Here is a 12,803-nt window from a genome sequence, read left to right as displayed (position 1 = left end):
AACTCTATCCATCTCTCGAATTACTCCATTTAATGAAGTCTATCAATATTTGATATTCATGAATTTTTTCTTTTTCAACCCCAGCTTTTTTTAGCTCAAAGATAAACTCTATCCATTCTCGCTCAGGTGCATGTTTCATTTCTGCATTCGTATTGATTGTAAGCAATGTACTAAGATCCACGTCTAATACAAGTGCAATTTTTTTTAAAACTTGTACCGAAGGATTTTTATTTATATCTCTCTCAATATTACTTAAATAAGACTTAGAAACTTTCGCTTTTTCAGCTAACTCAGATAAAGTAAGCTTTCTCTTTTTTCGAAGCTTACAAATATTTGTCCCTATCATTGTATTACCCCTTACTCTCCTTATTTTTATATCTCTATTTACAAAAAAGCATCTCTTAAAATACAAATATACTTAAGAGGTACTCTATGTTATAAAATATTTTGGATACATTGAATAACCCTTTCTTGATCTTCAACTGTCATATTTGAACCCGAAGGAAGGCAAATTCCCTTCTTAAATAATTCACTACAAACATCTTCACCTTCACTATGAGAATAATATTTACTCTCCCGAAAAAGCGGCTGCAAATGAAGTGGCTTCCAAACCGGACGCGCTTCTATATTTTCCTGTTCAAGCGCCCTCAATACATCCTTAGCAGAAACGCCCTCTTCTTCAATTGTTAATGTTGTAAGCCATCGATTTGAGTATGTATTCTCAAGTTCACGTATAAAGTGAAACCCTCCTATATCGGATAATTGTTTGGCATATCGCTGGAATATATCCCTTCTCACTTTTATTCTTTCTTCTAAAACCTCTAATTGCCCGCGGCCAATCCCTGCTAATATGTTACTCATCCGATAGTTGTATCCTATACTACTATGTTCATAATACGGGGCTGGATCCTTCGCCTGAGTCGCAAAAAAGCGTGCTCTTTCCAATGCTTCTATATCATTAGAAACGAGCATACCTCCGCCCGAAGTTGTAATAATTTTATTTCCGTTAAACGAATATACCCCAAACCTTCCAAATGTACCGCTTGCTTTTCCTTTGTATGTAGAACCAAGTGACTCTGCTGCATCTTCAATAATTGGAACACCATATTCATCACAAAGTGAAATAATCTCATCCATTTTTGCACTTTGTCCATATAAATGAACAACAATAACCGCCTTTGGTAATCCCCCTTCTCGCGTAGCATCTACTAACGCTTTTTCCAAAGCTTGCGGCGACATATTCCACGTCTCAAGTTCTGAATCGATAAATACCGGCTCAGCTCCTAAATACAAAATTGGATTTGCACTTGCAACAAATGTAAAGCTAGAACAAAATACTTTATCTCCTCGCCGCACATCTAATAACTGAAGCGCTAAATGAATTGCTGCTGTTCCAGAACTAACAGCAGCACCACCTCCAGCCCCCACAAAAGATGCTAGCTCTTTTTCAAAAGCATCCACATTTGGACCAAGCGGGGCAATCCAGTTTGTATGGAATGCATCTTGTATGTATTTTTGTTCGTTTCCACTCATGTGCGGGGAGGAGAGGTAGATGCGCTGTTTGTTTTTAATCATTTCCATATCATCACAACCTTTATATAGGCTTTTGTTCAAGTAAAAACATGTGACGCAATACAGGAATGGTACAAAGTTCTTTTAAATTACTAATTTCATAATGGGCCTTATGATCTTCTTCCACTATAGAACCATAATAAATGCCATCTTTTCGATTAATGTGAACTGTCGTCCAACCTAACTTTTTAGCGGTGACAAAGTCTTTTGTTAAATTATCTCCTATGTATACACATTGATAAGAAGAAACTTGAAGTGATTTACTCATTTCTTCATAAGGAACTCGACTTGGTTTCCAATATTCTTTTCCAAGCTGATCTGTAAGAATGATAGAATGCAATCTTTCAGGCAATTTTAATGCCTTCACTTTCTGTTCTTGTGTAACCAAATACCCATCTGAAATAAGACCAACTTTAACGCTAGGAAACAAATTATCTAATACCCACTCTGCCTCTTCTGACAATGTAATGTTTGGTTCATGTGATCGATAGTGTTCTATCATAGAACTTATTAAACATTCTTCATAAAGAACATCCAATTCCTCAAGTACCTTATTAAAGATAAACTTCCTTTCTCCTTGATTAAATAATTCAATTGCAGTGTGATAAAACCCCGTTTGTCTATGATTTTCAACAAACCAATTATCTACCGCTTTTAACCCACTGACTACATAATCTTTCTCGTTATACAACGTATCATCCATGTCAAAAACAATTGCCCTTATGACCATATAGAAACCTTTTCCGTAAAAGTTGCTTCATCATACCTAAGCATCATTACATTTTCTCTCCAATTAAAATCCTGTTCTGTGAATACTAATCCTTGAACCATTTGAATACTCCATAAAGGGAAATTTGCTCCTGCTTCTATTGATAACGGTATCCCACCGCCAAACCGAGGGTTAATTTCGATAAAAACAATTTCTCCATTATCCTTTTTAAAGCATTGTAACGTAATACAGCCCGATGGGTTCGGCAAAGCTTGTATTACACGCTCTACTGCTTCAATAATCTCATCATCTTTCTTTGTAATTCCTTTACTAACCTCACCAGCCCTTGTTTCAATACGCAATCTTGGAACAATCGTCTTTATATTACCGTAAAAATCTATCATCACATCTACTGTATATTCTTCTCCACAAACGTACTCTTGCACCATCGCGTTCTCAATATAATCTTTAAAAAAATACAATTCCTTTTCATTCTTTACTTTTGTAACCCCTTTACTAGAACTTCCATCGTAAGGCTTAATTAATAAAGGAAAGCTATATTGACTCTCTACTAGCTCTTCATTGGTATATACTTTCGGAGTAGGGATGTTATAATTGGTAAAAAATTTGTATGTTTTGATTTTATTATTCGCAATTTCATTTAATTCTTTACTAGAAACAAAGACTTTCACACCCTTCTCTTCAAACATGATTTTATTTTCAGCCAAAAGAATCAACTCAGTGTCGATTAATGGAATTAATAAATTAATATTTTCTTCTTCACAAATCTTCAACAACTCTTCTACATAACTCTTATCAGTTACCTTTGGAACAATAAAATGTTGATCACTAAAAAAGGCAGTTGGAGCTGTTTCTTTAAAATCTGCAGTAACAATTTTCCCATTAATATTTTCTTTCACAAATACTTCCTTAAACTTTTTTAACAAAGCTACCCTTCTTCCAGAACTAGTAAACAGAATATTGATATTATTTTTCACCATGTTCTATACTCCCTTTGAAAATTGGCATTGTTACATGATTTCCGTTTTGTATCCCCTCTGATCTAATAACCTTTGCAAAAGTCATATATAGAATTTTCAAATCCAACAGAAAACTCCAATTCTCAACGTACCATATATCTAGGTCAAATTTTTCATCCCATGAAATGCTATTCCTTCCATTCACCTGAGCCCAACCTGTAATTCCCGGCTTTACATCATGACGTTTCGCTTGCTCAGCAGAATATAAAGGTAAATACTCCATTAATAACGGTCTCGGCCCTACTAAGCTCAATTCTCCTCTTACAACATTTATAAGCTGCGGTAATTCATCTAAACTATATTTCCTAAGAAACTTTCCGAAAGAAGTTAAACGAGATGAATCTGGTAACAAATCACCTTCAGCGTTTTTTTCATTAGTCATTGTACGAAACTTGTAAAGGTAAAAAGGTTTTCCATGTATTCCTGGTCGCTCCTGCTTAAATAGTATTGGTGAGCCAAGTTTTAGCCGAACTAGGATTGCTACTATAAAAATAACGACAGAAAAACATAATAATAACGATAAGGAAATACATACATCAAATATTCTCTTCATCCGTCATCCGCTCCTCATTATTTTTAACTATGTTCTTTTACCTTACAAACCTGAGGTATTACTTTCTCATTAAAATCATTTTCATCCACTTGTATTAATAAACCCACATTGCTATACATTTTTCGTACTCAAAGAATTTTTCTGTAAACTTTCCTCACTAAACAATTAACTCAGTTATATACCATATGTTTCTTGCAATATGATTAGAGCTTCTATTTTAAGATTCAAAGCATTTCCTACCATAACAATTTCACAAATAAATAAAAACATATGGATTAACCACATGTTTTTAAATGAAGAAATATATTAACTGTGACGTCACTCCAAAAATTTATAACTTTTCTTAAAAAAAGTATCAATTTAGAGTAATATCTGTGTTTTCTATCATTCGAACACCATCACGTACTGAAATCATAACATTATTAAAAATACATTTTGCGATTGTCATATGGTTCGGTTTCGTTAACCAGTTCAGATTAATTTTGCTATTCTCTAAATAACTTGTAAGAAGAATTGAAGATTCTAGACCACTAGTTGACTTCCCAATTCCCACTCTTATGAAATTACTATTAGTCATTACAACCTTTCCTTCAAAATTAACGTCTACATTTTCAAACAAACAACAATCTACCTGTATTCGTCTCCGATATTTTGTATCAGTGGAACCAAATATTATATCGCCTCCCATCCTCTTCGCTTTTGCCTTTATAAACTTACCATTACTTATATTACAACATTCTAAATTAGCTGCACCTTCGATTACCGTTAACCCTTCCACTGTTATAGGCCTCCCAGCATAATTAGCTGGTGGTTTAATATCTACATCATAATTCTTAACAGTAATATTTCTAACAATTCCTCCTGTCATGAGTAAGGTAAGTCCAACATCAACTGCAGTATTAGTTCTCCAATCCTTCTCGATTACAATATTTGATATATAACATCTCCCATAATTGTATCGACTAATATTAAACCCAGGCTCTCCTTCATCTGTGATAGTAACAGGCGTACCTCCTTCTACTTCAGATACTTGAAAGCTTGTATTTGTTCTATTTACAACATAATATAATTTATTTACATCAATCCCTGCTGGGACCTTGCCCTGCCATTGTTCAAAGCATATTTTTGCTGTATTTCCCATTCCATGCGGCACATTAAAAGTAAAGGTTCCAGTAGTGGCATTAACCACCGGTGTTCCAAAATATCCGTAAACACTAGATACTGTAAATGCCCCATCTTTTATGTGAACGTTTTGTACAACAGAACCCTCAACTTCCATCACTCTACACTGCCCATTCGTAAAAGTAGCTCCATTAACAAAATGGTCTCCTTTAACAATCAATGAACAGTTAATAAAAGTGTTATTAAGATACTTTATTCCCATTGTTTTCTCATAAGAGCTGACATTCCCTATGTTATAACCCTCAAATATATTATTTTCAACAATTACATAGTTCCCATCAACATTTACAAAATGCCCACGTTCATTGCCATAAAGATGGTTATTAAATACATATATTCTAAAATTTAATTCTAATCCATCCTTTTTATAGTAAGGAAACTTATAAGGAATATTACTTTCCCCTACCATAGACTCAATATCTATCCCAAACATAGGAGCAGTACCATTTCGGAAATCGGATGTAACCCCATCCTCCGCTTTGCCAATATGATGTATTTCATTTTCAAAAACATACGTATCATTTGAAGCAGCTAGAGTAATTCCTTGTCTTCTACAATGATGTACATTACAGTGATGAATGTAAATATGTGATCCCATCTCCTCTTGAGTATACTCTTCAGGATTCAATCTATACTGTAGCCACCCTGTCGAAATTCCATCACCTGTAAAATCTCTTATTTCTACATGATGTATTTCAACATAATTTGCACCAAGTATTTCTATGCCTTGTCCCCACTCATGAGTATAATTTTGACTATCAACCTTTGCATTGATTTGAGCGATTTGAACATCACTTAAAGATGAGGATGTAATATCAATAACAAAAAGCATTTTATTTGCTGCTTCTATAGGAGCAAACCATCCACGGCCAGTTGAAGACGCCGGGGCAAATTGACCATTTGTTCGAGCACCAACTAACGTACTACTTGAAACAGTATCTTTATACTGATAAAAACTATATCCTGAAGCTTTTATACTAGATATAGACCATAATCTGAATGCTCTTAATAACCCAGGGTTATCATATCTATCAATTACCTCACTACGAATAAAGTTAGGATTGTTATTTAGGGATCCATCTACATTTACCCCACCTCTAACAAACCTAACTCCAATTTCATAAATATGAGTCTTTTTATCCCCAACAATTTCACCACCCGTAATCTTTACATTCTTTAAACCTTTAACTTCAAAGATCCGATACCACGGTGATGAATTTGTTTCTAATTCTAGTGTACAGCCATCCATCATCTCAAAATGTATACCACTTTGCATAACAATACAAGAAAATGATGTATCGTCTACCTTTAATTTATATGTCCCACTAGGTAATATAATGTGATTATATCCTTGCAACTTCCCCCATACTAATGCATCATTTATCCCTTTTGTAGTGACAACAGCATTTGTCCCATCATTTCTAATCCCCCATCGCTCTAATTCTACTAGGTACGAATTAGAAGAAGATTCTACGATTGAAGATTGAAATGCTTTTGGAATCCACCTCGAAGTAACACCATCATAAGTCAGTACATCATGATGAACAGGAAGCGTAGTGGACAAATCTATATCGTCAAGATCACTAAGATTCGCTCTAATCACCATTATCAAATTACACCTCTTTAGTTTTTTTATATAGTATGTAACAAGATAAGGATTAGATTGGATGGACATTCCTATAGTAGATATATTTTTGTAAAACAATGGAGCTTATCCTATCTTCCTGATCACTTCACATTATGAATGATTTGTTTTCTTATAACTCCGGTTTGCTTGATTAGATTTAAATCTTGTAAGCAAAGTTTCTATAATATTTACAGCTATGTCAAATAAGTATTTAAACTCCTTAGTTTTATAAAAAATACATATATATATGCAATGCGGGATAATAAAACAAATAGCTCCCCTAAGAATTAAAGTGTATAAATTATTAGCTGCAATGATACTACATACGAAATTTGTTAATAGGAAAGTCCCAATACCTACAGCTACATAATAGAAATACTTAATGTAATAGTGACTAACAGGCTTAGAAAATACCTTTTTATATACTAAATTAGGTGTAAGCCAAAATGGAACAGCTAACATACTTACAAGTGTTCCAATAAAAACGCCTATTATACCAATATATTGAACCAAAATAATAGAAATAATAAGATTAATAGCTGCCTGGACTAAAGGAGCATATCGATCTTCATGAAAAATACCAGCTGTCGTTTTCATTGTAGTTATCGCATTTCTCATGCCTCTTTCATAAAAGATGATTATTAGTATAATTAGTACACTCTTATCCATTAAATATTCTGATCCTAACCACAAAGTAATGAAAGGTTCTAACATAATATATAAAGAAATAGTAAAAAAAGAGTATAACCAAAAATTGAGAAACATATACACTTTATATATACCATAAATTTTTTCTGCATTTTCATTCGCCACTAAATTCCCTACACTATGATAAACATTATTAAAGATTTGATTAATAAATGTTCTACAAATCTCAATCAACATATTATAATTAGCATACAATCCAACTGCTGCAATACTGACAAAGGAAGAAATTATAATATTATCAGTGCCAAGAACTAAGTAACTACCTACATTTTGCAATACTATCGCTTTCGTATTTTTCATGATGCCAGCTCTTGTTTCTTTATCAAGCTTCCCCGACACTTTCTTCTTTAAAAATGGATACATTTTATTTGCTATATGTGACAAAATAATAGTGGTAATAATAGTAAGTGTACCCTCTATTATTAAATATAAAATGTAGTTTTGTGTATAATATAAAATTCCAACTTTTAACGAAGTGGATAAAATTGAAGATATTGAATATACCCCTGTTACTACATAACCCTTTTGACATACGTTCAAAAAAGAATTTTTATGTACAAAGAAATATGTTGCAACTGTATTAAATAGAAATATTACATAAATGAGGTGGATATTTTCAACACTTGAATCTTTAACAAAAAACTCAAGAAAAGGCATGATAGACAGTCCTAACAATAATATTATAGTAGCTATGACCATATATACATTTCGATAAAACTTCATTAACACATTGATTTTTTCTTGATCATTTTCAGCAACAGGTTTATAGAGACTGTACATGATACTAACCCCTATTCCCGCTTCTGCCAACGACAGCATAGCTACTATGTTAGTAAGGAGTCCGTTTATTCCTAGATATTCAATACCTAAACTGTTGATAAACACAGTTCTTGAAATAAAACTTAATGATGTAATAATAAGTTGACTAGCTAAACCTGCAGATATGTTAATGATAGAATTTTTTGTTCTCATCTTCTCTCCACTTTTATTTTAATAATTATACATTTTCTGTAATGTACCCCCAGCTATGTGTTATAAATACTGTTATTTCTTTCTCATCCCTCATTTTTATTTAAATATGCACTAATTAATCGAATACAAAAACCTTGTGTGAAAGGTAATATGTTGAACAAAGTAGAATAAATTCCTATATCTTTTGTATCGCCTTGAGAAAAGTCCACAGCTCCATCCCTTCTAGTAACCCTCATTAAGTAACCTATAGCTTTCTCTGTACTTACTAAACACTCTTTAGAAATCCCTTCTATTCTCGCAGCATTTAGTAAGTACCACGCTAATGTAGCTGTAGCAGACGAATCACTTCTACTCTCATCTCTAGTCACAGTCCAACCCCAGCTCCCATCTTTTTTTTGAAAACTCATAGAAGCTTCAGCAAATCCCCTTATAATTACTTCTAATTTGTTTTTATATTCATTATCTCGTGGCAATTCATTCCAGGAATCGATAAGGCCTATTGCAAACCACCCAAGCCCTCTTCCCCATCCATATAATCCAAGCGGTACTTTCTCTTCTATCTCATAAACATGACATGGTATATAATGTTTATTTAACATGCCATATTGCTCATACTCTTTAATTTGTTTTACTGCTAAATCTATACATTCTTCTTTTTCAAATCGAATACCATAACAAATTAAAAACGGGCATATGAACCCTATTGTATCCACATATCTGTAATTGTTCATAAACTTTCTATATTCCACAGTCCCATCTGCCCCTGTATGTTTTTTTATTATCTCCCACGTATAATCTAAAGCAGGTCTATACTGACATACATCAATAAAATCCAATTTCATAATCGCATAGGCAAGTATAGCAGCATCTATATTCTCAGGCTTTTCAATCCATTGACCGTTACTATCAAATTTTAAGTCTAAAAATTTTAACACTTTATTTTGGACCTTTGTATCTTTCTCCCCTTTATAAGTTTCAGACAAACCTAAAATTAGAGATGCTTCTTGCCAATATTGTATAGTGCTTTTCGTATAATTCCCTTGCAACATATCGATTATGACTAATCTCGTATTGTCTGTTACTTTTATTTTAGGTATATTCTCTAACCATCTCAGTCCTTTTTTTGTTATCGCTTTATTCCATTGAGACTTATCCTCATATCTTCCAATATGAATTCTTAATGCCCAATCTTTCATTAAAGGTATTATGTCTATTAAAATAATTATTAAACTAATAAAAGATATACTATAGATTAAACCTGTTAATATCATATATACACCTTTCTATCTAAGTTTATCCCGCTATTTGCGGGCTGTAAGACTCCCACCTCAAAACTTGAGAAATACAAAGAAGCTTTGAGCCCGATTGGTCCAACTAACAATCAGCGGGGGATGGCCCCCCCACTGATTGAAGTTTTACTTTATAAATTATTCACTCTACGTATCCGACAGCATGATCTAATTCTCTCTTCATCTTAATTCCCATATTTAGTGTAATATTTTCATCTATCGTCCAGCTTCTATCATAAACGTGTGCTGTTTCCATATTTAATCTATGCTTATTAATATAATCCTCAGTTCTTCCTAACACTTTAGCTGGATTTCCCCCTACTATATGTCCGGCTGATACTGATTTCGTAACTACACTTCCTGCAGCTACAATTGCATTCTCTCCCACTATAACCCCAGGCATAATTAAGGATCTTGCACCTATAAAAACATTGTCTTCTATTTTTATTTTCGCGATTTTTGTATAATTTAAATACCGTTTAGTACTAGCATCATGTGCAAGAAGATACACCTGTGGTGCAAATGTAACATTATTTCCAATCTCTATTAACCAACAATGTGCATAATCAATTGTACTTCCAGTCAATCCATGACAATTTTCCCCAACTTTCATACCTCTTCGTAAACAAGCTTCTAATGTTAACTCTTCACGAGAGATCTTTCCTAATCTTATCCTTAAAAATTTTTTTATTCGATTAAACATAATTTCCTCCAAATCATTTCTATTATTAAATCCATAACCGACCAAAATCACTTACAAATGAAGTAAACTATATAAAGACTCTACTTCTTTTTCTGTTCCAAAATCCTCCCCTTGAAGGTTATGAACAAACTTTTTTCTTAAACTTTCTTCTGTGATTAATAACTCAAGACTATTTGCCACCGATTCAGGGTTCATTTCTGCAATCATTCCATTAATATTGTTTTTTATATGATTATTAGCTGTTGTAAAATTCGTAATGAGTATTGGTTTTGTTAATATTTTCGCTTCATCTATAGAAATAGACTTCCCTTCATATCTAGATGTCTGTATATATATGTCCGAATGTTTTATATATGGATATGGATTTTCCTTCACACCTAACAACTTTACTCGTTCTTCTAGTTTTTTTTCTCTTATTCCTTCTATTAATTGCTCTCTCTCATTCCCCTCTCCTACTACATACCATTTAATGTCGTATCCTTTTTTAACAAGCATATCAATTGCTTGCAAAGAGATATCGAGACCTTTTTCTTTAGCCAATCTTCCTACAGAGATTAATGCAATCCCCCCATCCTCTTCTTTAAAATTTATTTGCTCACATGACATTTTCTTTATCATTCTTGAAGAAACAATATTGTGTATACATGTAATTTTCTCTTGATACTTCGGAAATTCTTCTTTCAAGATATTCACTAGTTCTTCTGACACAGTCACTATATAATCCAGCTTCTCAAAATAAAACATCTCTTTGCTATGATTAAGCCCTAACTTATTGTAATCGGTATGTATCCACCCGATTTTACGTTTCGCTTTTACCTTATCTATACAAAAATAAATAGGATTCTTTTCTTGGAATCCTATTGCTACATCATATTCTTTATTTATTTCATGAATTGAAGTTGACATATGTCTCCATAACTTTTGCTCAATCACAGCACTATTGGTTTCTGTTTTAGAAAAATACCCCAACATTATTCTTGAACAAATTGTTTTAAAACTTCTTTTCTCCATCAATTGTATTAATGATTTTTTAAAAGGCATATCAAAATACTTATAATTAACGGGCTCAGGTAATAATCTAACCTCTGAAGGAATTTTCTTAAAAAACATTCCCGTGTGCTTAAATAAAAACAAGTCCACATTATATTTAGAGTAATCCATAACTTCTAACAAAGAAATTAGGGCTTTTTCTGCCCCACCACAATGCAAACTATTCATTACAAACAACACATTTTTTTTCATGAAAATCACCTATTAAAAAATTTCATATAGTTTATATATCTCATCTTCCGTTCCTAGCTGCTCATTCAATAAATTGTTTACTAGCCTATCTTTTAATTCACTATCTCTTATAAGTTTCTCAATCCCTTCTGTAATCGCTTGAGAATTCATATCTACAATTAATCCATTTATACCGTTATCAATTTGATCTTTTGCAGTACTAAAGTTTGTAACAATTATCGGTTTTTTCATTATCTTAGCCTCATCAATTGCGATTGACTTTCCTTCAAATCTAGATGTTTGCACATAAATATCTGCTTGCTTCATATAAGGATAAGGATTAGATTGTAAACCTAATAAATGTACTCTATCCTCCAATTTGTTCGCCTTTATTAATTGAATTAAATGCTCTCTTTCTTCTCCCTCACCTATAATATTCCACCGCACTTTATATCCTTTATTTATCAGCTCTTTACAAGATTCAATGGCCAATTCAAAAGCTTTTTGGTAATGTAGTCTTCCTATTGAAAGAATAATGATTTCATTTTCCTTTCTTCGGTAAACATCTCTTTGTTCTCGCTCTGCCATTTCATATAACATATTTGGCGATACAACATTATATATAACACGCACTTTGTCTTTTTCTTCAGGGAATCGGTTCATTAAAATAGTAGCGCACTCTTCAGATACCGTAACAATATGATTTAACTTACAAAAGTACATTTCATCAAACTGTGAGTCCATGCCTAATTGATTATAATCAATGTGTATCCAACCTATTTTTTTATGAGCTTTTATTTTATCTACACAAAAATATGTAGCTGTTTTCTCTAAAAACCCAACAGCGACGTCATACTGCTTTTCTATTTCATTTAATGAACTGGAAATATACTTCCAGCTATATTGCTCCTTCATTGATATATTTTCAGCCCCTCTATTCTTGATAGAGAACATTATCCTGTTATATGCCAACAATATTTTACCTTTTAAAATAAACTCTTTAACGGATAAGAATAACGGTAAAGTAAAGACAGAATACTGATCTGGTATGGATAGTACATTAACTTCTTTTGGTATCAAATCCATAAATATACCTTTAGGATTAAACAAAAACAGATCTACATTATAAATATTATAATCTATTTGAGAAAGTAAATTTACTAAACTCTTTTCACCACCGCCAGCAGACAAACTCGGCATAATAAATAATATATTTTTCTTCATTTA

At 32.6% G+C, this 12,803-nt stretch carries 11 protein-coding genes; all 11 read right to left on the bottom strand.

Annotation, left to right across the window (positions count from 1 at the left end):
- Positions 1-4 precede the first annotated feature (4 nt).
- Positions 5-346, bottom strand: a complete 342-nt coding sequence (locus tag BAMA_RS07225; protein ID WP_034637712.1) for a helix-turn-helix domain-containing protein — start codon at positions 344-346, stop codon at positions 5-7.
- 89 nt (positions 347-435) lie between these two features.
- The gene (locus tag BAMA_RS07220; protein ID WP_415782873.1) at positions 436-1,575 is read right to left on the bottom strand and encodes a DegT/DnrJ/EryC1/StrS family aminotransferase; all 1,140 of its coding nucleotides are present in this window, start codon (positions 1,573-1,575) and stop codon (positions 436-438) included.
- Between the two features lie 19 nt (positions 1,576-1,594).
- Complete coding sequence (locus BAMA_RS07215) at positions 1,595-2,302, bottom strand: HAD family hydrolase (protein WP_034637705.1); 708 nt, start codon at positions 2,300-2,302, stop codon at positions 1,595-1,597.
- A complete protein-coding gene (locus BAMA_RS07210; protein ID WP_034637703.1) occupies positions 2,293-3,282 on the bottom strand; it encodes an ATP-grasp domain-containing protein in 990 nt (329 codons plus the stop codon). Before BAMA_RS07210 ends, BAMA_RS07215 begins: the two co-directional genes overlap by 10 nt.
- The gene (locus BAMA_RS07205; RefSeq protein ID WP_034637701.1) at positions 3,269-3,874 is read right to left on the bottom strand and encodes a sugar transferase; all 606 of its coding nucleotides are present in this window, start codon (positions 3,872-3,874) and stop codon (positions 3,269-3,271) included. Before BAMA_RS07205 ends, BAMA_RS07210 begins: the two co-directional genes overlap by 14 nt.
- Positions 3,875-4,229: 355 nt before the next feature.
- Positions 4,230-6,662: a right-handed parallel beta-helix repeat-containing protein gene (locus BAMA_RS07200; protein ID WP_034637699.1), complete on the bottom strand. Its 2,433-nt coding sequence runs from the start codon at positions 6,660-6,662 to the stop codon at positions 4,230-4,232.
- Positions 6,663-6,794: 132 nt separating this feature from the next.
- The gene (locus tag BAMA_RS07195) at positions 6,795-8,363 is read right to left on the bottom strand and encodes a lipopolysaccharide biosynthesis protein (RefSeq protein WP_034637698.1); all 1,569 of its coding nucleotides are present in this window, start codon (positions 8,361-8,363) and stop codon (positions 6,795-6,797) included.
- A gap of 83 nt (positions 8,364-8,446) precedes the next feature.
- Positions 8,447-9,634, bottom strand: coding sequence for a glycoside hydrolase family 88 protein (locus BAMA_RS07190; protein ID WP_034637695.1), 1,188 nt, complete (start codon positions 9,632-9,634; stop codon positions 8,447-8,449).
- Positions 9,635-9,794: 160 nt separating this feature from the next.
- Positions 9,795-10,355 carry an acyltransferase gene (locus tag BAMA_RS07185; RefSeq protein WP_034637692.1) on the bottom strand — a complete coding sequence of 187 codons (561 nt, stop codon included), beginning with the start codon at positions 10,353-10,355 and terminating at the stop codon, positions 9,795-9,797.
- 51 nt (positions 10,356-10,406) lie between these two features.
- Positions 10,407-11,597 (bottom strand): glycosyltransferase, encoded by a 1,191-nt coding sequence (locus BAMA_RS07180; protein ID WP_034637690.1) that lies wholly within the window; start codon positions 11,595-11,597, stop codon positions 10,407-10,409.
- Between the two features lie 12 nt (positions 11,598-11,609).
- Positions 11,610-12,800 (bottom strand): glycosyltransferase, encoded by a 1,191-nt coding sequence (locus BAMA_RS07175; protein WP_034637687.1) that lies wholly within the window; start codon positions 12,798-12,800, stop codon positions 11,610-11,612.
- Positions 12,801-12,803 lie beyond the last annotated feature (3 nt).

The organism is Bacillus manliponensis (assembly GCF_000712595.1).
Lineage (GTDB): Bacteria > Bacillota > Bacilli > Bacillales > Bacillaceae_G > Bacillus_A > Bacillus_A manliponensis.
Note: the sequence above shows the minus strand (reverse complement) of the source record. Positions and strands in the feature narration are given on the sequence as shown.

Coding starts and splice junctions, on each gene's coding strand:
- BAMA_RS07180 (WP_034637690.1), bottom strand. CDS start 11,597: ATGAAAAAAAATGTGTTGTTTGTAATGAATAGTTTGCATTGTGGTGGG.
- BAMA_RS07215 (WP_034637705.1), bottom strand. CDS start 2,302: ATGGTCATAAGGGCAATTGTTTTTGACATGGATGATACGTTGTATAAC.
- BAMA_RS07200 (WP_034637699.1), bottom strand. CDS start 6,662: ATGGTGATTAGAGCGAATCTTAGTGATCTTGACGATATAGATTTGTCC.
- BAMA_RS07210 (WP_034637703.1), bottom strand. CDS start 3,282: ATGGTGAAAAATAATATCAATATTCTGTTTACTAGTTCTGGAAGAAGG.
- BAMA_RS07220 (WP_415782873.1), bottom strand. CDS start 1,575: ATGATTAAAAACAAACAGCGCATCTACCTCTCCTCCCCGCACATGAGT.
- BAMA_RS07195 (WP_034637698.1), bottom strand. CDS start 8,363: ATGAGAACAAAAAATTCTATCATTAACATATCTGCAGGTTTAGCTAGT.
- BAMA_RS07175 (WP_034637687.1), bottom strand. CDS start 12,800: ATGAAGAAAAATATATTATTTATTATGCCGAGTTTGTCTGCTGGCGGT.
- BAMA_RS07225 (WP_034637712.1), bottom strand. CDS start 346: ATGATAGGGACAAATATTTGTAAGCTTCGAAAAAAGAGAAAGCTTACT.
- BAMA_RS07185 (WP_034637692.1), bottom strand. CDS start 10,355: ATGTTTAATCGAATAAAAAAATTTTTAAGGATAAGATTAGGAAAGATC.
- BAMA_RS07190 (WP_034637695.1), bottom strand. CDS start 9,634: ATGATATTAACAGGTTTAATCTATAGTATATCTTTTATTAGTTTAATA.
- BAMA_RS07205 (WP_034637701.1), bottom strand. CDS start 3,874: ATGAAGAGAATATTTGATGTATGTATTTCCTTATCGTTATTATTATGT.